Here is a 21,914-nt window from a genome sequence, read left to right as displayed (position 1 = left end):
TAATGAAAAATCATTTTAAAGCCACTTATTAGTAGTATCTCTTTAGTGGTAACCAATTCAGTGTGATTTTCCGTTATTTATGAGATGGATAAGAGCCAAAAAAGGGTGAAAACACCTATTGAACCGGAAGAGCAATTAGTTAAATTAGGTGCTCGCATCAAAGCATTGCGAATCAAAGCGGGATATGCTAGTTATGAGACCTTTGCATATGAGCATGGGTTACCCAGGGCGCAATATGGTAGGTATGAGCAGGGCAAGGATCTGAGATTTAGCAGTCTAGTAAAGGTTGTCGCATCCTTTGGAATGACAATAAATGAATTTTTTCAAGAGGGCTTTTAAAATATATTTTATAATTATTGAAATTTTTTACTAATAAAAGCAATACCATATGAATGAAAAGGACGCGGTGAATTCGAATGAAAAAGAATCGGAGAATTTAATATCCTTTGACAATGTGTGCAAAAAGTTTCTGAGGCAAATCGAAGGCATTCGAGATACCCTGCCGCTGGTTATGCTTCTAATTTCCGTAAACAGCACTCGCGCAAGCAAAGATTTATTGAAATTCTTGAAATCGAAGGGAGTAGAAGGTGAGAAGGTAAAGTTAGAAAACGAAGACATACACATTTTCCGATCACTAGAAAAAAATGCAACTACAGCGTCTACAGCGAGAGATATAATTCCGGTAAGTTTGTTTGTTTCAATGATAAGTCAATTTGATTCCTTCTTGGGAAATCTAATAAGAACAATCTTTAGTATTCGCCCTGAAATACTGAACTCATCAGAAAAAAACCTTACCTTCTCCAAGTTGTTACAAATAAATTCAATTGAAGAGGCAAAGGAATTTATTGTTGAAAAGGAAGTAGAAGCTATAATTCGGGAAAGCCACACCTCACATTTTGAATGGTTGGAGTCTAAACTGGGCATCCCACTAAGGAAAGATTTACCTATTTGGGCGACTTTTATTGAAATAACTGAAAGGCGAAATTTATTTGTACACTGCGATGGGCATGTATCGAGTCAATATTTAACTATCTGCAGAAATAATAAGGTCGTATTTGAAAAGGAAATCGCTTTAAATGACAAGCTATCAGTAACAGCTGAATACTTCGAAAAATCATTTCGCTGCTTGTTTGAAATCAGTGTAAAACTAACTCAGGTTATTTGGAGGAAGCTATTGTCCGACGATTTAGAAAATGCTGATCAAGGTCTCAATACAGTTTGCTTCGATTTGCTGAGAAATGAAGAATATGATTTAGCCGATATTTTGTTAGATTTTGCAACAAGAATTATTCCTAGACACCATAATGCCGAAAGCAAGACAATTTTCGTTGTAAATAAGGCTATTGCAATGAAATTCGGCAATATCAAAGGCGGATGTAATCACTATCTAGAGAGCATGGATTGGAGTGCCTTTAATGACAAATTTAGGCTTGCTAAAGAAGTACTATTAGAAAACTACGAAGAATCGGTAAAAATTATGAAGAAGATCGGGGCGGAGGGTGAAATAAAGAAATCAGATTATAAGGCATGGCCTTTATTTACCCAATTCAGGGAAACTGACCTATTTCAAAACGCCTATCGTGAGATTTTTGGTGAAGAGTTTAAAGCCATCGAAACCCCTACGAGTATGTTTGACCGATTGATGGAACAAATAGAATCGAGCAAAGTAACAAAAAGTGAGTATGGCAAGGAAGCAGAGGTCGAAATAGAAACTAAAGAAAATACTGAGATACATGAGTTAGCCGCTGTTGCCGCCGTTGAACCAATCCCACTTAATCCGCCATCTCCCAATTAATGGTATTTTAAATCAATAATTTATGGTTGCTATATTTTTTATATTTGCAAAAAAAAGGTTCGAAGTAAGTACAGCCAAGTCGACAAAAAGCCTGCAGCATGCAGATGAACCAGCCACGAATGTGGCTGGTTTTTTTATGCCCGGGCGGCAACGGCGGAGCTTGCTCCGACGAGGCCGCATGGGCATAAAAACGCCCCCTCCGGGGGCGCATCTGCATGCTGCAGGCTTTTAGGCCACCCCACCCGCGGATCACCGGAGCGCGCAGCGCGGAGGTAATCCAGTCGTTCCGACTATAATTCAAAACCCGCCACTACGGCGGGTTTTATATTTTCACAACCTTACCGTGCTTTCGTTGCTAAATGATCTGCAATATTTTCAGGATTCGAATACTGTCAAGATATTTATAGAGCAACACTGCATTATCCATTCCTGACGGAAGTCAGACTGACTATTTTTTCATTACGTAAAACACCGTGTCGATAAAAAACAACAAATCATTCTTGGCGATCACATTTTCATCGTGCATATCTTCCAACACCAAGCCAAAGTCACCGTTATAATAATCCTGTCGCTTGGTATTTTTAAAGCCATTGTAGCTTAAAAATTCCTTTATATCGTCCATTCCTGCTTGACCACCTTCAATAAAAGGCTGCTGTAATACGGCATACAAGATGTTGTCAATTTCTATAAAACCAATCAATAAATACAATGTATTGGGAAATAACAGATTGTGGAGCAGTAGACTATTTAGATACTCATCCCATGTAGCATAATAGACGGCATCATTTACCTTAATGACATTCAAGCCGTCAGCAGCCAAATACACTTTAGACTCCCCTCCTTTGGTAAGATACTCGCTTCCCATGGGCAGGCTATCAAGCAACGATCCTGATGCTTCAGCCCATGCTTTTATGAAATTGACCTGCCTTTCTTTGATAATTGCCCGACTTTCGAATTCGCTTTTAACAGTTGAACCTGTTTCAAAGCTTTCGACAAGGAGATTTCTGAGCGTTGTGCAACGATCTGCCGACCCCTCGAGGCGAGTTCCGTCAACGATATTCTGAAGTCTTTCGCGGATTTCATGGGGAATCTTTTACAAAATATATAATGGCAAATATGACAATGCAAAGTTAACAAACTTTGTTGATGTTTTAAAATGTTGATAGTGACGCTTTTATGAAACTGCTAGTATATTGATTTTCATGAGGTCATCGAGGGGGCTCATCTGCATGCTGCAGGCTTTAGGCCACCCCCACCCGCGGATCACCGGAGCGCGCAGCGCGGAGGTAATCCAGTCGTCCCGACTATATTTCAAAACCCGCTCTAAAATGATTTGTTTTTGCCCTCCGAGTTTGATGCAGCCTTCCATTTAGGGGCGTCGTGGCACTCTACTAATTCATATCGAGAATCATAGATAACTACTTCAATCGTATCGTCTCGCTTATTCAGGTCTTCTACAAACCGTCTAGCTTTTTCAATATCCTCGAATATCAGATATACGTCTTTTACATCACTCCGATTAACTTCCCCGTCGGTTGACAGTACGTGGCCTGTTGCGCCGTCAGCCATCAAGGCTGCAAATTGATTAGGCAAGAGTTTTGGGCCGTTAATCATAATTGAAATTTAGATCCGTTTAGTAAACTATCACAATTTGTCGTAAATCCAGGACAAATGGCTTAAAATGTGTTGTGCCGACTCGACTAAAGCCCCGGAGGGGCTCATCTGCGCGCGACAGAGTTTGGACAATGGCCTAAAGCTAAAGAAGCCCATAGCTATAGCTGCGTGTTTTGCATTTTCAGAAACAATCTGCGCATACTTTTCTAATATTAAAAAGTGAACATATTTGTTAATAGTTTACATTAAAGAAGTTTACAAGATACGACTTGTGACGGATAAGGAGATTCTAGGACTTATGTGTGTAATAGAGCATAGCGACGAGGAGACAAACGCCATTGAGGTCGACTTGTTGGAGGTCTCCATAGAGAACATGGGACCTGCCAAGAAATTGGACCGTATAGCAGGCTGCCTGATAGCCTTTGCCTGTAGGGAATCGTTTAAACGAGGACATGACGGATGTATTTTTCTGATCCCCAAAACCTATTTGATAAACCATTACCAGGAAAAATATGGCTTTCATTATGTGCCCTGGAAAACCGAAAAACGGCCTGAAGGCTTTATGATCCTGTATGAAGATGGGTCTCGCCGGTTGATAAGAAAATATTTAGACTCGCATCAGTAAAATCATTTGACATGAAGACACTCAAAGAAATTGAAAGGCAATACACGCCTGAAGAGATGGCAGAATCTCTGGTTTTTCCTGGCCCCAAAGATCCCAAAGAGCGAGAGGCCATGCTCGCGGAGTTTCGCAAACACAGAAAGAAAATTTCCGAAAAGCAGACGGAGAAAAGCAAATTAATATCTCAACTGCTACAATTGAAATTCTTAATCGAGGATTATTTAAATTCCGACACTTTCAATAAAGACTATTACTTTGGCTATTTTTTGAAAGAGTATATCAACCGCCTGGAGAAAAAGAACAACGAATTTGCTGTTGAGATTGACGTGAAGCCCACTGAATTGAGCCAAATCATCAACAAACATCGACAGCCTACAGAGAAGCTTATTTTCAGATTAGACATTCACTCTAATAAGAACTTCCCAGCCGTCATGTGGTTTAGGTTATTGGAAAAAGATCGCGCTTATGAATTAAAGCACAATAAAGGAATAATAGAAAATGAAAGGAAGCATGTAAAGGAGAAGTTAGCCTTCTCCTTTTAATCATCTTGACTAGTTACTACATCACAAATTTTCACCAAAATGGGTCACCGCGGGCGCGCAGCGCCGCAGGTACTCCAAAGGTCCTTACAAAGTGCTCGCTACGCCCGCTTCACATAATGAAGCCCCACCGCCCCCGATGCAAAAGTCTTCGACCCGGCCAGTTGTAGATTTAGTCTGGACGGCATCCCCGCCCCTCCCAACAACCTCCTCCCTTCCCCCACAATAACCGGCAAAATGACGAAATAACATTCATCCACCAGCCCAAGGGCTATCAATTGCCCGGCCAGGTCGACGCCACCGACCGATATCTTTTTGCCCTTTTCCTTTTTCAGCCGAAGGAGCTCGTCGCCGGGATTGGCACGGATTATCCTCGTATTGGCTTCGGCATGGCTTAAGGTGCGGGAAAAAACAATTTTGTCCATGGCGGTAAATTTCTGCGCAAATTCCCTATCGGTTTTATCCGCGGACGGGTCCTTTGCGACATCGGGCCAATAGGGAACCATCAGCTCGTAGGTTTTACGTCCGAAGATGGTCAGGTCTACGTCTTCCATAATGTCCGTATAGTATTCCGCTATCTCGTCCGTCATTTCTTCGGGGCCGAGAATGGTGTGGTCGCAACAGCCATCGGCGGAAAGGTTGATGGCATAGACTAGATTTCTCATTTGATCGATTTTAGCTTAAATTTCGGTGAATTTGAACCATTTAGCCCGTCGAAAGGTATACCAGAGGGATTCATTTGTACCATTTACGCAAGAAAGGGAAATGGAAGAAGTTGTCACAGCGTTTACCATCGAGCAGCTCATGGCCATGCCCAAGGGATCATGGCGGGAGTTCCATTCACCGTTGAAGGACCGGACCGGTCGGATGAAGATCGCCCTGACCGATGCGTTCTGTATCGTGGACGACACTGTCGTAACGGATACGGATACGGCCCCCTGGACGCATTACAATGACACCAGCCGCGTCGAAATGAATTTCATGCTGGAGGGTGAAAGTCGGCAAAGCCATGGAGGGTTGCTGGAACGGCATCCTTATCGAAAGGGCTACCACAATATCCTCTTCAACCCGTTCTCGATGGAAACGAACCAGTTGATGGGTACGGGGACGCATCGGATGTTTTATGTGTATGTTTCGCCGGAAAAGATGATGGAGCTGTTTAGCGGTTACCTGGAGGAAATGGCCCCGTTTGCCGAAAAACTGGCGAAAGGAGAGCCTTTCGTGCTGCATTCCCCGGCGAAGGGCCTGAGCCATACGTTACAATATTTTTTCGATAGCTTCTGGGCGAGGACCCTGCCCTTACCCGTCGGGCGCCTGTATTTCGAGTCCCGCGTCATGGAATTGCTGGCCAATCAGTGCCACCTTTTGCTGGAAGCGCCGTTGCAGCATCCGGCTATCGGGAAAGCCGACCTTGAAAAAATCCATCATAGCAGGGATGTCATCCTTCAGAACCTCTGTAACCCGCTCTCGCTGGAGGAGCTATCCAAACGGGTATGCCTGAACGAATTCAAGCTGAAAAGATATTTCAAGCAGGTTTTTGGCCTGAGCGTATTTGCGCTCGTTCAGGAAGAACGGCTCCAGCGCGCCAAACGGCTCATCTTCGAAGGCGAGAAGAACATCTCCGCCATCGCTTACGAATTGGGATACGCCCACCCGCAGCACTTTCAGCGGGCCTTTAAACAACGATTTGGCGTCACGCCAGGGAGTTTATTGAAATAGGACCGTATCGCCGAATTTAAGTTCCCTTTTTCTTTATACAGGATCATTTCTTTTCCCGGAACCAGGTGCGTAAGGAGATTAGGGGCACCTACTTCGTGCCACAGAGCTCCTTCATCACCCTCACCCCCTCCGCCGTCGCCGTAGTCTTGTCATAAGCCAGATACAACATGCTTTCCGTAGCGTCCCTCCCGCTCCAAATAACCTTCAGCTCGTCCCCCACCAGGTAATCCGCCGCGACAGTCAAGGCTGGATAGTGCCTGAGCGCCGACAAAATAACCGTCATATCGGGTATCACGCAGTACGGTTTGATGACCGGTCGTTTGTTGAAGTTCTTTATCCAGAACCGGCGGATGATGGCCAGGTCGGTAGTATAGGCCATCCAGGGTTTGAAGAGCAGCCATGCTTCGACGCCGGCCCAGTCTTCCTCGGAGACGCAGCGATCGAAGACGGAGGTATCAACGGAGGAGCTGGCGGCGATGACGTAATGTTCTTGCAGGACGGGCTCAAACACGAGGTTCTTATAAGGCAATTTGGTGGAGACGACAAAATCGAGGAGCCCCTTGTGCAATTTGTCGAGCAGCTCCCGCGTGCTACCGAACGACACCACGAGATTTGCGTCGACAGTGGATACCCTTGAAGACAGCACCGCGTGAAAATATTCCTGAACGACGCCCAGTCGTATGAGGGGCGTCTGTTTCTTAAAGGACATGGCGTTGAAATGAGCCTCCACGTCCTCCAGCCGCCCCAACGGCTCGACGATCTGCGTATACATCAACTTGCCATAGTCGGTAGGCACAATCCTCGGTTTCCGTTCAAACAGCGTCTTCCCCACGTGGGCTTCCAATGAAGCAAGGTGCTGACTCACATTTGGTTGCGATATAAACAACGCTTTGGACGCCGCCGTGAGCGAGCCGGTTTGATAGACGGCCTTAAAGGTCCTGTACCATTCGAGGTTTACCATACTATAAATATATTTATAGCAAACGATAAAACGATATATTTTATTTATGGAAAAACGGGGCCGACATTTGACCAAAAAACCATGGAACTCTTACCACAGGTACAACAGGCATTGGCGTTTGCCGATGCCGTGCGCCCCACGGATATCAAAGACAAGCTCGAAGCGTCGAGGGTATTTTACGAACGCCTGAATCCGCTCGCGGGTGAACCGGAAAAGATATTCAACATAACCAACCAAACGATCGAATTTCCCGACCGGAAAGTCAACCTCCGGATCTACAGACCCAGCGGCCAGAAGTCGCTGGCCGCGCTGATCTATTTCCATGGCGGCGGCTTCTTTAAAGGAAGTCTCGAAACCCACGACCGTCCGCTAAGACAGCTGGCCAATGCATCGGGTGTGGTCGTTATCTCGGTCGATTACAGGCTTGCCCCGGAATATCCATGCCCCCATGGCTTGAATGACTGTATCGATGCCACCGAATGGATCATGAACCACGCCGGCGCCCTGAACATCGGAGACGTCTCGGTAGCCGGTGACAGCGCCGGTGGCGCGCTGGCCATCGCCGTAGCGGGCAAGGTAAAAGGGATAAAAACCCAGGTCCTCATTTACCCGTTGATCGACCCCTCCTTCGCCACGCCCTCGTGGAAAGAATTTGCGGACGGTCCGATCCTGACCCTGAAAAGCGCGCACGAGCTCTGGGCGTACTACGGGGCAAACGCGGAGTTGATGTTCAACCCCGATCTATTCGTCATGCCCGATACCCTCATCTTGATAGGCGGGTACGATCCACTGAGGGATGAGGTACTAGCGTATGCACAACAGCTGCGTAAGTCAGGCGTGCCCGTAACCGAGCGCTTTTACCCTAAAATGCCGCATGGCTTCTTCCAGATGGGTGGTGTAATCGAAGAGGGTAGGGAAGCTATTGAAACGGTGGCCAGGTACATCAATTCGCACACGTCCCCGACAAATTGATCGGCGTTATATTCTGCATCCGCGATGCCGTAACATCGATCAGGTAGATTTCGTTTTTAGCGGCGGCGTTGATCTCGGAAGACCCGGTGGTGAGCGCTTTCAGGTAATTGTCCTCGTAATCCTTTTCCGAAGGTTCGCCCTTCAATTCGCCGATGATGGTCGTTTCCAGGTATTGCAGGTCGCCGTTGTCGTCGTCGGCAACGCGGTAGGCGAGGAAGCAATGACCGGGTTTGAGGACCATCACCGGGCGGAGGCCGATACGTTTCAGGATGGAGGCGAACAGGATGGTGCCTTCGACGCAATTGGCCTGTTTGTCGGCGAGCGCCACGCAAAAGGGGCGGACGATCTGGCTGGTAAACGTATTGCTCGTATTGGTCGTGGCGCCGGTGATGTCGCTGTAGTGGATACCCCGCTCGGACAAGAGTTTCCAGACGGCCTTTACCTGCCGGTCGATCCCCTCCTTGCCTTCCTGATAGCCATCCCAGTGTGCCACCCATTTCTTCTGGAGCCCCTCCTCGAGGATCTTGTCGATTTGCGGGTTCTCCTCGTTTACATAGGCGGCCAGGGTGGCGCTGATCTCCTGTTTGCCGCCCATGGTGAAGGAGGTGATGCATTCGCTGATCGAGCGGACGCTGACCTTGGCGATCACGTCGCGATAGGCGCCGCCGTTATCGATGAGGCGAAAACGGATGCTGAGTGGCGTAGACTGTTGTATATTCTTGAGGGCGTCGTACTTCCAGGGTATCTCCGGGAAGTAAACGACGGGCTGCCCGGGCGTAAAGGCAATCGATCCCGTTACTTTTTCGAAATACTTGTCTTCCACCGGTTCGATTTCGTAGGTCAGCGTGCCGCTCATGGAGGGGTTGTTGACGGCGAGCCCGATACAGCTATAAATGTCGCCGTACTTCGACTGGTCGTCGCTTATCGTGGAGCCGGCCCGGCTGATGATGAAGGAGGGGAAGATGTTGTTGTCGAAGAGGACCTCGGGCTTGAGCACCGTAGCGGAAAGCAGCGCGGAAGGCACGGGCGCGGCCCCACCGGGCGCACCCGATCCGTTAGACACCGTCTGGACAGGCATAGACCCGGCCGGCTGCTGCTGCTCCTGTATCTGCGGGTTCGCCCCATTCCCCGTCACGGTATAGCTTTTCCGCCCCGCCCCGTTCAGATACCCCTGCGCCATCTGCGCCTCCGTTTCGATACGGGCTTTGGCGATCTCGGTATTGTCGTGCAGTTGCTGGATCAGCAGCTCCCAGCTCCGCTTGTCGTTGTCGTCCACCCGGTTCACGACGTCGTTCAGCACGTTGGCAAGCTCGTCCCGGCAGACGCTTTCGGGGTCGACCTTCCGGAGGGTCAGCAGGGCGCTGTCGTAATTGTGGGCGGCGGCAAAGGTCTTTGCCTCCAGGATATACCGGTTACAGTCCTGGCGCTGCTTCTTCATATAAATGGCCACCGACTCCTGCTGGACCTGGCTATAGCACGTCGTGGCTTCCTTCGGGATGCTGAGCAGCAACGCAAAAGCCTTGTCGTAGCTTTGCAGGTCCGCCGCGTGTTGCGCCTCGTTCATAATGCGCTCGCAGTTCTGGACATAATAAGCGATGATCCTGGTCTTGGCCCTGGCCAGGAAGGCCTGGAAGGCCTCGTCGTCCGGTCTGATCTGGGTAAGGGCGTTGCTGATCGCCTCGGCCTCCGAGTTTCCGTTCCCCGCGATGTCCCGGGTGAAGGAAGAAAAGAGGATCGACGAGGAATTAGGTATGTACTGTCGTACATAGAGACTCAGCGTACATTGTACGACGGTCATATTCCCGAGGGTCAGCTGGACGGTCTTGGTGCTGTTGATGTCCAGCTTGGGATAGATCAGGAACCCATCCAGACCGCCCTCGGCGGAAAGACCGTTCATAGTGACGACGTCCTTGATCCTGTCTTCCAGGTTCGACATCTGGGCATCGGACAGGTCCTTTATTTCCGACGGCATGACGACCGCCAGGGAAATGGTGGCGTTGCCGGTGGTGTCCTGGGCGAATAAAGCGGCCCCGTGGAAAAGCGCCAACAGGATAACAAGTAGCTTTTTCATACAAAAATCAATTGATGTTCACTCTAATGGCCCCGGCGTTCAGGGCAGGTTGTCCGACATTCAAATGGTGGCTGCGCAGGAACCGGGCGAACAGGCTCATAAAATCATAGGGGTTATAGTTTCGTTTGTTCGGACCTTTTACGGGCACCTTCACCGAGCAGATCATCTGGATTTCGGTAACGCTTGTCGGGTCGTACTGGTTCTTGTAGGCGTTGTCCTGCATCCATTGGTTGATCAGGTCGCTTAGGGGCTGGCCATCTACCATGGTGTCGAACCTTTTGGTGCTGTTCCTGTCGAAGTTGATCACGACCTTTAATTGCCGGCCGTTTTCGATGATGTCGGTAAAGGTCTGTTGCAGCATGTTGAAGAATTTGGTCACGGGAGCGGGGGCGGCGACTTCCGAAATGGCCCGCAGAATCAGCCCTACCGAATCGGGCGTGCTGTTCTGCGGCGACTCACAGGGAACGGTGCCGTAGTCCACGCCGGTGGCGCCGTCCGACGCGATCAGGCGCACGGTGGCGATCCGGCCCATCGTCCCCGTACGGAGTGGCAGCACATCCACCTTGATGATAATGTCTGCGCCGGTATTACGGGCAATGGTGGAAATGATGTCATCCTGGCTCTTCAGGCTGGTGAGCAAGCCGTCGGTTTGCGCATTGTCGTAGGCGGTCACGAAGTCGATCACGTGATATTGCCGGGTCCCGAAGCCTTCCTTCAGCTTGTCGATGGTAAGCTGGGTGATCTTCGAGCTATCGTATACCGTGCGGTATTGCGAACCCAGATTAATAAAGGGAACGATCATGATGGCCTGCTGGTTGGCAATCACCGGCTGGTTGGAGCTGTTGTTGATCTGGGCGAAGGACAGCTGACCGCCAAGACAAAAGGCCAGCAACGTGAACAGGATCTTAGTCATATTAGAATCCGAATTTTCTGATGATGTTGTGTTGGATGAGATAGTCGTTCAGGGCGTGAAGGTTGATCTTGATATCGATCGTGACGGAATAGCCCCCCTTTACCTTTTGCGCCGTTCCGGGCTGGGTGACCTGCGTGATATAATTCCTGTAACAGTTCTTATCGCGCAGGCACTTGTCCATCTTCGGCCGGGCGGCGGTCGCGTTCTCCGACGGGATCATGGGCGAAGACTGGATGGATTCGGGCACGCCCTGGTAGAGGAGTGTGGTAAAGGCGTCGTAGATGGCATTCTCGTAAGCCCTTCCTGCGTCGTCCCCCAGCCCCGACACCTGGAGATAGATGGTGCCTTCTTCGGTCTGGGGCAGGGCGGAGATCTGGGCGCTGTAGCTTTGGAGCTTGGGGCTGCAGCCAAACAAGAGACAGCATGCAAACAGCAGGAACAGTCTCATGGGTTAGAATTTGGGGATCAGGGAATGTACCGTGTTGTCGATGTTCACGACCAGCTGCGTGTGCGCATTGAACGCGTCGGCAACCGCCTTGGCATCCTTATGGCTTATTTCCCATTCGACGATCTGGTTTTCGACCGTCGGTTTGTAGAGCTCGCCGATTTTCACATACCGGACATAGTCGCCTACCTTATCGACCAGCGAAATGGTTACCCGGGTTCTGTCGCCCGGCTTGATGATGTCACCGCCGCCGTTGGTCAGTATGGTTTTGGGTAGCCCGTCACGGTCCAGTTGCCCCAACTGTTGGATCGATATCTGGCTAGCGAGGATAAGCTTGATCTGCTTGTTCACCTCGTCCTTCAATTTTGACAAAGCCGCCCGCGCGTTCGCGGCCGAGTCCAGCAAGCTGAGGGGGTCGCTGGCGGAAATGGTGATCTGGTTGGTGAATAGCGATTGACCGGATTGCACGTTGATGACACCGAAAGACATTTTCAGCGAACCGGCGTACGATATGATCGGTTGATTGGGGTGCTTTAAATTCGCGTGTTGTGTACGGGCCACCTTGAATTCGGTTACGACGCCGGTCACCAGGTATTGCGCCCCTTCCTGTCTTCCCTGGTCGACGATCCTGCCGTTCAGGAATTGTTCGCTGCTCTGTATGTGCAGCTCGTCGATGATCGCCTGGAACTTCGACCGGTCCAGGACGATGAACCTCGACAGCGAAGTGAATTCGGATGTCACGATGTCCTGGATGGTGACAATATCCCCCAGGTTGGTGATCGCCGCACCGGTGGGGGCGACGAAGGGGAGGACGGCAAGACGTACTTTGGAAGAATCGGCTGTTTGTGCGTTTGCGGTGGACGAGCAAAAAAGAATGAAGAAGAAAAAAGATCCCAGAGGTGTGAGTTTGGACATAAAACTTTGTTTATTAGTTGAATTATCGAAAGTGCGGCGCCTGCGGTGAAGTGCGGCGTCCGTCCTAGTTTGAGAAGTAATCCAGGTTGACCAGCAGGGCCGCCCAGTCGGAGCCGTTCCAGTCCTCGAGCTCCCTGTCGAGCGAATTTTCCAGGTATCGCACGATTTCGTTTTTGGACGTGCTCCCCTGGTACTGATCCAGGGCGACGTCCGCGACGAGCTTTACCAGGGCGAACGGGGCAATGAAACCATTGTCATACAGTACCGAGACCCGGGAAAAGCCGCCCCCGCTGCGGTCGACCCGGAGCCGGGTACGGGTTCCACCCTTGTAGCTGATGTCGACGAGGACATATCCGCTATAAACGTCATACGTTAAGTCTTCGGCGGTACCCGACGGGTGAGCGATCTTGGCCAGCAGGGCGCACCCGCTGTTCTTGAAATAAGCGTCGACATTGTCATCCTGGGCATGGGCGCCGGTGCTGATCATCAGGAGGGCGCAGATAAAGCCGGTATAAAAGGCGATGGATATCTTTTTCATAAACCAGTGTATTTAGTGTTTATACCTATAGAGTACACTGGAAGGGGCGAAAATCGTCAGTCTCCGAAAATATTTTTTAGATTTTCCCGGGCAGGGGCAAAGGAGGGGTTTATGGACAGGGCCTTTTTGAAGGCCTCCGACGCCGCTTTTGGTTGACCGAGAACCTGGTATACGAGCCCGAGATAGTTATATCCATGTTCCTCATTAGGAAGCAGTTGCACGTACATTTCGAAGTCGTCCAGGGCTTCCCTGGGCTGTCCGGTCGCCAGGTGCACGCGCCCGAATTCCAGGTAACCTGCGGGACAAAGGGAATCAAGGGCGATCGATTGACGAAGCAGGGCCGTGTCGGAAAATCCCCTTAACAGCAGTGTCCGGGCTTCTATCTGCCTGGCCATAAGCGTATCGCCGGAGGCGAGCGTATCAGCCATCGCCAGGTTCAGGGGGTTATAGCCCTTGACCGCCGTGGCAAAGGTGGCGGTATCGCCCCCGTATAAAGGGTCCAGGAGGTCGTCGAACGTCGTCAACAACGTGGTTTGCAGGGTGGTGCGCATATCCATGGTCAGCGCGGAATCCCCGCCGCTCCGCTTGAACAGCGTGTAATAGTAGTACGCAGAATTGTCTTGCGGGAGGACCAGGCTGCCGGCCTCGATCTTTTCCTTGAAGGAATAGTAGACGCTTTTCAAATAGCCCTCGGCCACCGCGTTCCAGGGATCGATTTCCAGGAATTCCCGGGTTTCACCCACTATGTCGTTCTTGACAACGAATGGATTGTTGGCGACCTTGGTCTTGGCTCCCGGGATGGGCGCCAGCCTTTTGTATTCTTCTGATGGGGAGTTGGCCTGGTACTGCTGCCGCGCCTCCGAGACCATTGCCGGCCAGGTCCTGCTGACGACGAATTCCTTTTGTCCCACGATTTCCGGCTGCTGGGGGCCGCCATAGGCTTTGGCGTCCGGCCCGACCTTGTCATTCAGGTAGGTCTGTAATTCCGAGACGCTGACCTTCCCGTCGCCGTCCCTGTCCGCGAGCCCCTTCATGCCCAGGACGAGGTAGTAGGAAAAAAGGCTCCGCCCGCCACCCAGCTTCGGGCTCATCCAGGATGCCTGGTCCGGCAGGCAGGACAGCAGCTTGATCTCGTGTTGCCAGCTGCCCATGATGGCGCCCGTGTTGACCCTTTTCCCGGTTTCCCCTCCCGCCAGGGAACCGGCGTGACAGGCGTCGCAAATAAAAATGATACTGACCTTCTTCTGGATAAGGGCCTGGATATATCCGTCAAAAAACTGCTTGTCGAGCAGTTCGCCCGGTCTGGTCAGGTAGTTTTTGGCGGGGGCCCTGCCGAGCAAAAGAAAAAAATTGTCAGTCCGGGCCGATTGCTCCGTATCGCCATGCCCGCTGAAATAGATAAAGAGGCGGTCGCCTTCGTGCGCCTCCCCGACAATGCGGTGGAATTTTTCGCCGATCTTTTCCCGGGTCGCCATGGCGTTCAGGAAAAGGGATACCCGGCTGGCGTCGACGTGGGCGGCTTCTTTCAGGTAGAAATAGAATTCCACTGCGTCCTTGTCCGCAAACGTCAGCTTGGGATGGTAAGCATAGTCCGCCACGCCGATGACGAGCCCATACGTCGACTGTCCCCGGGCAAAGACCGAAACCAGACAAAGCCCTGCACCGGCGATTCCGTGTATCCATTTCATATCAACGGGATAGTTGATTCAGTAAAGCCGCGGCTTGATGGTTGTAACCCACGGCATGTGCATTCGCGGATATGGATCGCAACAATTCGGTGGCGGCAGGGATATTGGACGTTTTTAAGAGCGCGAGCGCTTCGTACCACTGTGCCTTCCAGACGAGGTCCGGGGTTTGGGCGTGGCCAATCACCCATTGCAGGTCGGTCATGGCTTTGTCCGGCTCGCCGGTGGCCAGCCAGGAGACGCCCCTGTAATAGTAACCCAGCTCCATGGTTTTCTGCCGCTGATCGTCGCCGCCCTTGGCGATCGGGAGGTTCTCCAGGTCGTATTGCTGGAGCGTGGCATACTTGTCGTTTTTGTAGTCGGTCAGGGCCTGCGCCAGCATCGGGCTGCTGTCCGCGGGCAGGGCGTCTTTTTTGAAGTAAGCGGCAAACAGGTCGGCGGGGTTTGCCGACGGGCCGCCGAAGTGTATGAAGAGGACCGAGCCGCCGATGGCCAGGAGCAGGCAGGCGGCGATGGCGGTCGCCCATGTGAACGAAATGACCTTGCCGCCGCCGGCGCGCGAAGCCGCGCCCGCGGGATGGGCCGCCCGCCACTCCGCCCCCGACCGCTGGATGAGGTCCCGGAAGAAGTCGTCGTCGGCGCCCGCCCTTTCCCCCGGCAAATCATTCAACGCCGCGATCTCTTCCGCCTCATGGACGGTTCCGATGTGCTCCCGGAGCTCCCTTTCGAACGCATAAGCGTCTTTCAGGTCCGCATTCGTTTCCAGCTCCTGCCGGAAAACGGCCGCCTGCGCGGCGTCCATGCCGCCATCCAGGTAGCGCTGTATATTCTGATATTGCTCCAGCGTTATCTCCATGGGTTACTTTTTGTCTTTAAGGGTATGGCAGATGTCTCTCAGCTTCGAAAACGCCCGGTATACTTCATTAGGGACGGATTGCGGGGACACGCCCATGATGCCGGCAATGTCTTCATCACTGTATTTATAGTATTTCCGCAAGGTGATGTACCGCTTCTTTTTTTCATCCATCATGTTCATCGCTTTTAGCAGGATCGCCTGGTCCTCGTTAACGAGGTCGATCGCGTCGACGGCGGGCATCCATTCCGATTTCGTGTCCTTGATAAAGCTCGACTGGATCTTTTGTTCCCCGGTTTGCTTCCGGGCCTGGGTCAACACCTTATTGACACAGAACCGGTAGAAGAAGGAGCTCAGCCGGGCCCCGCGCTCTACGAAGCCTTCCTGTGTCATGTATTGCTGGAACGTCATCAATCCATCGGCAAAGCCCATGCTGCTGTAAAATTCCGGGTCGTGTTTCAGGAACGGGTATTGCCGGGACAGGTTGTCCCGGACAATCCTCGTGAATGTTTCGTAATAGTGCGTATAAAAACAATTGAAAATTCTAATGACCTCCCGTTCGACTTTTTCCCGGAAGATCCGGGTTATCATCCGGGGTTGGTCTAATTCTTGGCAACTCATTACAGGCGGTGGTTTCAGTGCTTTCAAATGTAATGAATTGCCAAGGTTCGGGCAATTACTTATTATTCGAGATACGCAACCCTCCGGTTTGGACGTCGGCGGGAAGAAGGTTCTGGACCTGGTCCGGTGTGAGGTACCGGGCCAGTCCGCCGGGATCGCCGTCCACGAAAATCCGGCTGGTATTGACGGGGATGAGCTGACCGACCGGGTCGTTCTTGTCTTTCATATAGATCGAATACTGGAAATTGCCCAGACCGCCGGACACGATCTGACCGCTGACAACATCCAGCTCCGTATAGGTGCTAAGGCCGTAGCGCGTGGTGACGACACCCTTTTCTTCGGCGAAGATGGTGAAGTAGTCGCCGGTGCCGGCTACGAAGGTGGCCGTCGAATCGATCGATGTCTCGGTCGCGCCGTTGGGATCGTCGATGGCCTTGGTGGCGACCCTTATGGACAGGTTCGACTGGTTTTCGTCACTGAACGTGTATTGATATTGGTCAAAAAGACGGCCGGCCATGTTCGTCCCGGCGTTATCGAAAATACAGCTGTCGATGTGGACCAGGTAACTCCCGGAGAGGGCGGGCGGCTGTTGGCCGTCATAGATGGTCATACCCCAGCTGCGCAGGGAATCGATAATGGGCTCGGGGATGATGTTTTTGATAGAGTCGGAAAAATTATTGCCCTGGGTGTCGCCCGTGGGCGTCGTGTTGCCTGGGCCGCCGTTCTTTTTACAAGCCGGCAGGAGCGAAAGGGTAAAAAGGCTGATAGCCAGGATAAAAGTAATCTGTTTCATGGTAAACCAGTTTTTGGGGGTGATTTACCGTTAAGCGCACGCCGCGGGAAAGAAATCATCACTCCCGGGAAATTTATTTTTGGCGGAATCCACCCCCTGACTAGTCTTTTCCGCACCGCGTCAAATCCTGATTGGGTCTCTATTTTTGTAGGGTCAACCTACTTCAATAATTTCTTACAATGAGAAAAATTACCGTTTTATCGATGATCTCGCTGGATGGCGTCATGCAGGCGCCCGGCGGGCCCGGGGAAGACACTTCGGGCGGCTTCAAATTTGGCGGCTGGACGGCCTCCTACGGGGACGAGGAATTTGGCAGGATCGTGATGGAGGAGCTGAAGCCGGCGGACTATCTGCTGGGCAGGAAAACGTTTGACATTTTTGCCGGCTACTGGCCCCATCACGCCGACTTCTGGCCGGGTATCAATGACGGCACGAAATACGTGCTGTCGCAGACCCTGGAAAAGTCGGACTGGAAAAATACCGTTTTCCTCAAAAGTCCGGCGGACATCAGGAAGCTTAAAGGGTCGGAAGGAGCTGACATCCAGATTTGGGGGAGCAGCGAGCTTATCCATTTGTTGTTACAGAACGACCTGGTGGACGAGCTCCGGCTTAAAATCTATCCGGTGATCCTGGGGGAGGGAAAAAAACTGTTCGACAACGGCGCGATGCCCGCGGCATTTACATTGACGGAGAGCCACGTGACGTCAAAAGGGGTTATCATAGCCGCCTACAAGCGGGCCGGAGAAGTCGTCACGGGCGAAGTCGGGATGTAGACGCCTGGCGAAGCAGGAAATCGACCTCGTCCTTGTCGGGCAACGGCGCCGTGTGCGGCTGCTCATCGAGGATCATCGTGGAGCCTGCGGAAAGCGTGTAGGGAGACCATGGCGGAAGACCCGCGCCATTGGGATCGCCGGTGCGCGCAAAATTGACCCAATACGAAGACATGGTCTCCGCCAGCCGGCGGTCAACGGCTTCCCACGGACGGGAGAGGGTCGCGAGGTTGTCATACGCATATACTATTTCGCCGCCGTGGAAGGCGCCGTATTGCGCCAGGCTGCCGGTGGCGGGCAGACGGCGGCGGAAACGGTACAGGTAGACATGGTGCGCGCCATCGGCCGCCTGCAGGCTGGCCCACGGGTAGTTCTGGATGCCAAAAAGGAGGTCGCGGCTAAAACGTTTCTGGGAGCTGAGCGCGGTGGCGTCGTCGGGGGCGGGGTAGAAGTGCAGGACGGAGTCCGCGGCCGCGCCATACTGTTGTTGCAACTGCTGGCGGAACCGGGCGGCCGATTGGGGACCGCCATAGAAAAAATAGTCGTCTTCATTCCAGCCGGTGAGCAGGTCGCAGGGGTTGTATTCGTGCTTTCGGAATATCTCGCCGATGGGGGCGGGGACGACATAACCGTCGATCACCGGTCCGCGTTGGAAGCCCGTCGTGAGCAGTTGTTCGGCGGGTAGCGCGCGGAGGGCCTTGAGGTCGGCGACCTTGAGCCGGGTGGTGACTTCCTGACCGGTTTGTTCGACCTCCTTCAGGGGAGCGACGCTGGTAAAACCGGGGCTGACGGCGGCGCCGCTTTCGCCGATGGCCCTGCGGAAAAGGCCCTTGGCCAGCGGGGAGGCGACGAGACAGTTGATGCTGATGGAGCCGGCGGATTCGCCGGCGACGGTGACGTTGTCGGGGTCGCCGCCGAAGGCGGCGACATTGTCCCTGACCCAGCGGAGTGCCGCGATCTGGTCCAGCAGGCCGTAGTTACCCGAAGCGGCATGACCCGACTCCGCGGTGAGCCACGGATGGCAAAGGAACCCGAATATGCCTACCCGGTAGTTGATGCTGACAAAGACCACGCCTTTGCGGGCCATCGCTTCCCCGTCATAGACGGGGATGGCGCTGCCGCCGCCGATAAAACCGCCGCCATAGATATACACGAGCACGGGGCGCCGGTCACCGGGGGTCTTGGCGCCCGTCCATACGTTGAGATAGAGACAGTCCTCGTTGATGGGTTTTTCGGGTATCTGGAATTCGGTCGTATAGGCGCCAAATGTCATCGGCTTGCCCTGCATCGGGCTCGGGCCGAAATGGGAGCAGGGGCGCACACCGTTCCAGGGCGCGACGGGTTGCGGGGCTTTCCACCGGAGCTCGCCTATCGGCGGCCTGGCGAAGGGGATGCCCTTAAAGACGTGGACGTCCCCGCTGACCGTGCCGGATATGTCGCCGGAGCGGGTGCGAACGGTCGCGAAAGGGTCCGCCGGGCGGGACTGGGCAAATATGACCGACGCGAGCGCGGCCATGAGCAGTTGTTTCATACGCCAAGAAGTATTATGCGTGCGATAGCGTCTCCAACAGCTGTTCCAGGCTGTTCAACGTCGCGTTCATGCCTTCCTTGAAGCCGAATTCGATCATTTTTTCCATACGTTCCAGCGATTCGTTCCAGATCACGACACGCACCGTCGTCGTCCCGTTGTCCTCGCTGAACGTCAAATCCCATTCCGAGCCGGGCAGCTCGGGGTTTTCATCCTTGTCCGCAAAGGCGTTGGACATTTTGAAATGGGTCTTGGGACTGATCGACACATACTGCTGGAGCGACCACCGCTCGGCCCCTTCCGGGGTGACCATGGCATAAAACCGGCGGCCACCGACCCTGAAATCCATGACCTTTGTCTTTGACAAAAAGGGTTTTGGCGCCCACCATTGGTCGAGTATCTCCTTTTTGGTAAAAGCATCCCATACCAGCGGGAGGCTGGCATTGAATTCCCGAACGATGGTTGCCGTCTTTGCCGATTTGTCGACGTTGAAATCAAATCTCATTTTTTAAGTTTTTTCATCGTTGATAATACCTCGTCCAGCTGACTGAAACGGCTTATCCAGATCTTCCGGAATTGTTCCAGCCATTGATCGATCTCCTGCATTTTATCGATGTCCAGCGAGTAGTAGATTTCCCGGCCTTGCTGCTCCTGTTTAACCAATTCGCATTCGGTCAGTATCCGCAGGTGCTTGGATACCGCCTGCCGCGTGGTGTTGAAGTTTTCGGCAATGGCGCCGGGGGTCATGGCCTGCAAGGCGATCAAGGTGATGATGGCCCTTCGGGTCGGGTCGGCGATCGCCTGGAAAATATCCCGTCTCAATTTGTCTTCATTTTAAAATAACGAAACCCTTCGGTTGCAAATATATGCGCAACTGGTTAGTTTCGCAAATTTTTTTGACGACCCCGGAGCGGGGCCGGAAAGGCACACCGGGAGCCGGGAAATCAGCGACGATAATCCCGCCAAAGCCACTCCAGCGCCTCCGCCAAAGTCTGCTTTTTTACGTCATGGTCGACATGCCCCGCATTCCGCGCAAAAACAAACTGGTATGAATAGCCCTTGGCGGCGAGCGCCGCGGCCATCTTCTCATTGGCGACGACCCAGTCGTGCATGCCGTCGCGCATGACGTTGGGGTTAAAAAGGTCCTGGTCCCCGACCTCCATCCAAATCCGCAGGGGCTTCACAGGGCCTTCCGGGATCAGGTGCTCGTGGAATTCCCACGCGCCGTGCGGCGTCGATGGATCGTACGGCCATTGCTGGTTGACGTAGGTGCCGGAATAGGTGAGGACGCGGTGGTATAGTTCCGGGTGGTACCACGCCATGATCAGCGCGCAGGACCCGCCCGAGCTGCCGCCCATGGTGGCGCGGCCGGAAGGGTCGCGCGTCAGTCGCAAGGAGCATTTACTTTCAACCAGGGGCAGCACCTCTTTTTCCACAAATTCCGCGTAGACCCCATTCATCGCGTCGTATTCCAAACCCCTCTGACTGCCCTGGGCGTCGCCGCCGCCGTTGCCGATGGAGATGGCTATCATGGGCGGGACCTTGCCTTCGGCAATCAGGTTGTCCAATACCGTAAAGAGTAAATTGTCGGGGCCGTCGGCGCCGACGATAAACGGCGCGGCGGTGCCGGCGACGTATTGTTTGGGGACATACACCGTCACCTGGCGGCTGTATGGCGCGGGATGGCTGGTGGTGACGATCAGCCTGGCAGGATCGGCCGGGTCGACCGTGCCAAACGTATTCGGGTCGCGCGCAATCCCGGGATAGATTTTGCTATCCTTAGACGCCATCGTAAAGTGATAGATCGTCCCCTGCGGCACGCCTGTCGATTCCGGCGCGGGGGGATGGGTGGGGCCGAGGATAAAATTTCCATCGACATCGGGAGAGGGGTTGACACCGTCCGGGAGTTCCGTGGCGGTTACGTAACCCGGCGTATGCGGGTCGCGGATGGGGAGCTGGGCTATCGCCGGATGCGCCGTAATAATAGCCATAAGAAAGAATATAAGGTAATGTAGCTTCATGCTGCCGGTTTTTGACTCCTGTGTATAAACTCCCGGTAGGTCATCCTCGCCGCTGGTTTGGGACATCCCCTGATGATATACTCCGCGATGATAAAATGGAATGTCTGGAAAAACAAAGCGAGTATGATCAGGCTCGTCCCCACAAGCAACACGAAGGGGATGACTTTTACAAAGACGATCGTCGAGTGGTGGGCAAAACGGAACGCGGCTACGGTCAGGGCGGCCAATGGAAAGCTGACCGTCCAGAAGGATACCGAGAACTGGAACCGGACCATGCAAAAAAATATCCGGCGGCCGAACACGGCGGCCATAAACAGCGCTCCATAAAACAGGAAGGCGCCCACCATGTCGGCCCGGCCGCCGGTCATTATATCATAGATGGAAAAAGTCATGGAAAACGGGACCGACAACAGGAGCAGCGTCGGATACATCGGCGCGGCGAGCTCCGCCTGGAACAGCAGGCGGGTAAAGATCACCACGATGAGTATGGCGGTAAAAAGGAGGGCGGTGACAAAAAAGAATACACAGACCTCGTGTAT

General features: G+C 52.7%; 24 protein-coding genes. 6 read left to right on the top strand and 18 right to left on the bottom strand.

What is annotated here, in order from left to right; translation table 11 throughout:
* Positions 1 to 84: 84 nt before the first annotated feature.
* Positions 85 to 339: a helix-turn-helix transcriptional regulator gene (locus VL547_RS04535; protein ID WP_325575658.1), complete on the top strand. Its 255-nt coding sequence runs from the start codon at positions 85 to 87 to the stop codon at positions 337 to 339.
* A gap of 49 nt (positions 340 to 388) precedes the next feature.
* The gene (locus VL547_RS04530) at positions 389 to 1,795 is read left to right on the top strand and encodes a hypothetical protein (protein WP_325575656.1); all 1,407 of its coding nucleotides are present in this window, start codon (positions 389 to 391) and stop codon (positions 1,793 to 1,795) included.
* Positions 1,796 to 2,243: 448 nt separating this feature from the next.
* Here the strand turns inward: VL547_RS04530 and VL547_RS04525 are convergent, their stop codons facing one another.
* Entirely contained in the window at positions 2,244 to 2,732 is a 489-nt protein-coding gene (locus VL547_RS04525) for a hypothetical protein (RefSeq protein WP_325575660.1), read from the bottom strand.
* Between the two features lie 386 nt (positions 2,733 to 3,118).
* Entirely contained in the window at positions 3,119 to 3,409 is a 291-nt protein-coding gene (locus VL547_RS04520) for a hypothetical protein (RefSeq protein WP_325575654.1), read from the bottom strand.
* A 636-nt stretch (positions 3,410 to 4,045) separates the two neighbouring features.
* Here VL547_RS04520 and VL547_RS04515 point away from each other — a divergent pair.
* The gene (locus tag VL547_RS04515) at positions 4,046 to 4,573 is read left to right on the top strand and encodes a hypothetical protein (protein ID WP_325575652.1); all 528 of its coding nucleotides are present in this window, start codon (positions 4,046 to 4,048) and stop codon (positions 4,571 to 4,573) included.
* 98 nt (positions 4,574 to 4,671) lie between these two features.
* On the opposite strand, the gene VL547_RS04510 is transcribed toward VL547_RS04515, so the two are convergent.
* Positions 4,672 to 5,235, bottom strand: coding sequence for a dihydrofolate reductase family protein (locus tag VL547_RS04510; protein WP_325575650.1), 564 nt, complete (start codon positions 5,233 to 5,235; stop codon positions 4,672 to 4,674).
* 100 nt (positions 5,236 to 5,335) lie between these two features.
* On the opposite strand from VL547_RS04510, the gene VL547_RS04505 reads away from it, so the two are divergent.
* The gene (locus tag VL547_RS04505; protein WP_325575648.1) at positions 5,336 to 6,289 is read left to right on the top strand and encodes an AraC family transcriptional regulator; all 954 of its coding nucleotides are present in this window, start codon (positions 5,336 to 5,338) and stop codon (positions 6,287 to 6,289) included.
* A gap of 88 nt (positions 6,290 to 6,377) precedes the next feature.
* Here the strand turns inward: VL547_RS04505 and VL547_RS04500 are convergent, their stop codons facing one another.
* Positions 6,378 to 7,250 carry a LysR family transcriptional regulator gene (locus VL547_RS04500; protein ID WP_325575646.1) on the bottom strand — a complete coding sequence of 291 codons (873 nt, stop codon included), beginning with the start codon at positions 7,248 to 7,250 and terminating at the stop codon, positions 6,378 to 6,380.
* An 81-nt stretch (positions 7,251 to 7,331) separates the two neighbouring features.
* Between VL547_RS04500 and VL547_RS04495 the strand changes: the two genes are divergently transcribed.
* Positions 7,332 to 8,222: an alpha/beta hydrolase gene (locus tag VL547_RS04495; RefSeq protein ID WP_325575644.1), complete on the top strand. Its 891-nt coding sequence runs from the start codon at positions 7,332 to 7,334 to the stop codon at positions 8,220 to 8,222.
* On the opposite strand, the gene VL547_RS04490 is transcribed toward VL547_RS04495, so the two are convergent.
* From VL547_RS04490 to VL547_RS04450, 9 genes are all read right to left on the bottom strand, one after another.
* On the bottom strand, positions 8,194 to 10,293 hold the full coding sequence (locus tag VL547_RS04490; protein ID WP_325575642.1) for a hypothetical protein: 2,100 nt from the start codon (positions 10,291 to 10,293) through the stop codon (positions 8,194 to 8,196). The two genes, VL547_RS04495 and VL547_RS04490, sit on opposite strands and share 29 nt — an antisense overlap.
* Positions 10,294 to 10,300: 7 nt before the next feature.
* Positions 10,301 to 11,206, bottom strand: coding sequence for a DUF6175 family protein (locus VL547_RS04485; protein ID WP_325575640.1), 906 nt, complete (start codon positions 11,204 to 11,206; stop codon positions 10,301 to 10,303).
* A gap of 1 nt (position 11,207) precedes the next feature.
* Positions 11,208 to 11,654 carry a hypothetical protein gene (locus VL547_RS04480; RefSeq protein WP_325575638.1) on the bottom strand — a complete coding sequence of 149 codons (447 nt, stop codon included), beginning with the start codon at positions 11,652 to 11,654 and terminating at the stop codon, positions 11,208 to 11,210.
* A gap of 3 nt (positions 11,655 to 11,657) precedes the next feature.
* Complete coding sequence (locus tag VL547_RS04475; protein WP_325575636.1) at positions 11,658 to 12,566, bottom strand: CsgG/HfaB family protein; 909 nt, start codon at positions 12,564 to 12,566, stop codon at positions 11,658 to 11,660.
* Positions 12,567 to 12,630: 64 nt separating this feature from the next.
* Positions 12,631 to 13,104 (bottom strand): hypothetical protein, encoded by a 474-nt coding sequence (locus tag VL547_RS04470; protein ID WP_325575634.1) that lies wholly within the window; start codon positions 13,102 to 13,104, stop codon positions 12,631 to 12,633.
* A 56-nt stretch (positions 13,105 to 13,160) separates the two neighbouring features.
* A complete protein-coding gene (locus VL547_RS04465) occupies positions 13,161 to 14,792 on the bottom strand; it encodes a caspase family protein (RefSeq protein WP_325575632.1) in 1,632 nt (543 codons plus the stop codon).
* A gap of 1 nt (position 14,793) precedes the next feature.
* Positions 14,794 to 15,645 (bottom strand): hypothetical protein, encoded by an 852-nt coding sequence (locus tag VL547_RS04460; protein ID WP_325575630.1) that lies wholly within the window; start codon positions 15,643 to 15,645, stop codon positions 14,794 to 14,796.
* Between the two features lie 3 nt (positions 15,646 to 15,648).
* Positions 15,649 to 16,233, bottom strand: coding sequence for a sigma-70 family RNA polymerase sigma factor (locus VL547_RS04455; RefSeq protein ID WP_325575628.1), 585 nt, complete (start codon positions 16,231 to 16,233; stop codon positions 15,649 to 15,651).
* Positions 16,234 to 16,318: 85 nt separating this feature from the next.
* The gene (locus VL547_RS04450; protein WP_325575626.1) at positions 16,319 to 17,056 is read right to left on the bottom strand and encodes a hypothetical protein; all 738 of its coding nucleotides are present in this window, start codon (positions 17,054 to 17,056) and stop codon (positions 16,319 to 16,321) included.
* Between the two features lie 179 nt (positions 17,057 to 17,235).
* Here VL547_RS04450 and VL547_RS04445 point away from each other — a divergent pair, with 179 nt between their 5' ends.
* Positions 17,236 to 17,829, top strand: a complete 594-nt coding sequence (locus tag VL547_RS04445) for a dihydrofolate reductase family protein (protein WP_325575624.1) — start codon at positions 17,236 to 17,238, stop codon at positions 17,827 to 17,829.
* On the opposite strand, the gene VL547_RS04440 is transcribed toward VL547_RS04445, so the two are convergent.
* From VL547_RS04440 to VL547_RS04420, 5 genes are all read right to left on the bottom strand, one after another.
* A complete protein-coding gene (locus VL547_RS04440; protein WP_325575620.1) occupies positions 17,807 to 19,357 on the bottom strand; it encodes a carboxylesterase/lipase family protein in 1,551 nt (516 codons plus the stop codon). The genes VL547_RS04445 and VL547_RS04440 overlap by 23 nt on opposite strands.
* A 13-nt stretch (positions 19,358 to 19,370) precedes the next feature.
* Positions 19,371 to 19,859 (bottom strand): SRPBCC domain-containing protein, encoded by a 489-nt coding sequence (locus VL547_RS04435; protein WP_325575618.1) that lies wholly within the window; start codon positions 19,857 to 19,859, stop codon positions 19,371 to 19,373.
* Entirely contained in the window at positions 19,856 to 20,176 is a 321-nt protein-coding gene (locus tag VL547_RS04430) for a metalloregulator ArsR/SmtB family transcription factor (RefSeq protein ID WP_325575616.1), read from the bottom strand. The genes VL547_RS04435 and VL547_RS04430 overlap by 4 nt, the downstream gene beginning before the upstream one ends.
* 122 nt (positions 20,177 to 20,298) lie before the next feature.
* The gene (locus VL547_RS04425; RefSeq protein WP_325575614.1) at positions 20,299 to 21,345 is read right to left on the bottom strand and encodes an alpha/beta hydrolase; all 1,047 of its coding nucleotides are present in this window, start codon (positions 21,343 to 21,345) and stop codon (positions 20,299 to 20,301) included.
* 26 nt (positions 21,346 to 21,371) lie between these two features.
* Positions 21,372 to 21,914 (bottom strand): hypothetical protein (locus VL547_RS04420; protein ID WP_325575612.1); only part of this gene is annotated, 543 nt, incomplete at its 5' end.

It is taken from the genome of Dinghuibacter sp. (assembly GCF_035492835.1).
In the GTDB taxonomy this organism is placed as follows: domain Bacteria; phylum Bacteroidota; class Bacteroidia; order Chitinophagales; family Chitinophagaceae; genus Dinghuibacter.
This window is presented reverse-complemented; position numbering and strand designations above follow the sequence as displayed.

Excerpts from the sequence above, each read along its gene's own strand:
- VL547_RS04495 (WP_325575644.1), top strand. The coding sequence starts at position 7,332 with ATGGAACTCTTACCACAGGTACAACAGGCATTGGCGTTTGCCGATGCC.
- VL547_RS04445 (WP_325575624.1), top strand. The coding sequence starts at position 17,236 with ATGAGAAAAATTACCGTTTTATCGATGATCTCGCTGGATGGCGTCATG.
- VL547_RS04510 (WP_325575650.1), bottom strand. The coding sequence starts at position 5,235 with ATGAGAAATCTAGTCTATGCCATCAACCTTTCCGCCGATGGCTGTTGC.
- VL547_RS04520 (WP_325575654.1), bottom strand. The coding sequence starts at position 3,409 with ATGATTAACGGCCCAAAACTCTTGCCTAATCAATTTGCAGCCTTGATG.
- VL547_RS04455 (WP_325575628.1), bottom strand. The coding sequence starts at position 16,233 with ATGATAACCCGGATCTTCCGGGAAAAAGTCGAACGGGAGGTCATTAGA.
- VL547_RS04515 (WP_325575652.1), top strand. The coding sequence starts at position 4,046 with ATGAAGACACTCAAAGAAATTGAAAGGCAATACACGCCTGAAGAGATG.
- VL547_RS04435 (WP_325575618.1), bottom strand. The coding sequence starts at position 19,859 with ATGAGATTTGATTTCAACGTCGACAAATCGGCAAAGACGGCAACCATC.
- VL547_RS04460 (WP_325575630.1), bottom strand. The coding sequence starts at position 15,645 with ATGGAGATAACGCTGGAGCAATATCAGAATATACAGCGCTACCTGGAT.
- VL547_RS04480 (WP_325575638.1), bottom strand. The coding sequence starts at position 11,654 with ATGAGACTGTTCCTGCTGTTTGCATGCTGTCTCTTGTTTGGCTGCAGC.
- VL547_RS04450 (WP_325575626.1), bottom strand. The coding sequence starts at position 17,056 with ATGAAACAGATTACTTTTATCCTGGCTATCAGCCTTTTTACCCTTTCG.
- VL547_RS04500 (WP_325575646.1), bottom strand. The coding sequence starts at position 7,250 with ATGGTAAACCTCGAATGGTACAGGACCTTTAAGGCCGTCTATCAAACC.
- VL547_RS04440 (WP_325575620.1), bottom strand. The coding sequence starts at position 19,357 with ATGAAACAACTGCTCATGGCCGCGCTCGCGTCGGTCATATTTGCCCAG.
- VL547_RS04485 (WP_325575640.1), bottom strand. The coding sequence starts at position 11,206 with ATGACTAAGATCCTGTTCACGTTGCTGGCCTTTTGTCTTGGCGGTCAG.
- VL547_RS04465 (WP_325575632.1), bottom strand. The coding sequence starts at position 14,792 with ATGAAATGGATACACGGAATCGCCGGTGCAGGGCTTTGTCTGGTTTCG.
- VL547_RS04505 (WP_325575648.1), top strand. The coding sequence starts at position 5,336 with ATGGAAGAAGTTGTCACAGCGTTTACCATCGAGCAGCTCATGGCCATG.
- VL547_RS04475 (WP_325575636.1), bottom strand. The coding sequence starts at position 12,566 with ATGTCCAAACTCACACCTCTGGGATCTTTTTTCTTCTTCATTCTTTTT.
- VL547_RS04530 (WP_325575656.1), top strand. The coding sequence starts at position 389 with ATGAATGAAAAGGACGCGGTGAATTCGAATGAAAAAGAATCGGAGAAT.
- VL547_RS04535 (WP_325575658.1), top strand. The coding sequence starts at position 85 with ATGGATAAGAGCCAAAAAAGGGTGAAAACACCTATTGAACCGGAAGAG.
- VL547_RS04425 (WP_325575614.1), bottom strand. The coding sequence starts at position 21,345 with ATGGCTATTATTACGGCGCATCCGGCGATAGCCCAGCTCCCCATCCGC.
- VL547_RS04470 (WP_325575634.1), bottom strand. The coding sequence starts at position 13,104 with ATGAAAAAGATATCCATCGCCTTTTATACCGGCTTTATCTGCGCCCTC.
- VL547_RS04490 (WP_325575642.1), bottom strand. The coding sequence starts at position 10,293 with ATGAAAAAGCTACTTGTTATCCTGTTGGCGCTTTTCCACGGGGCCGCT.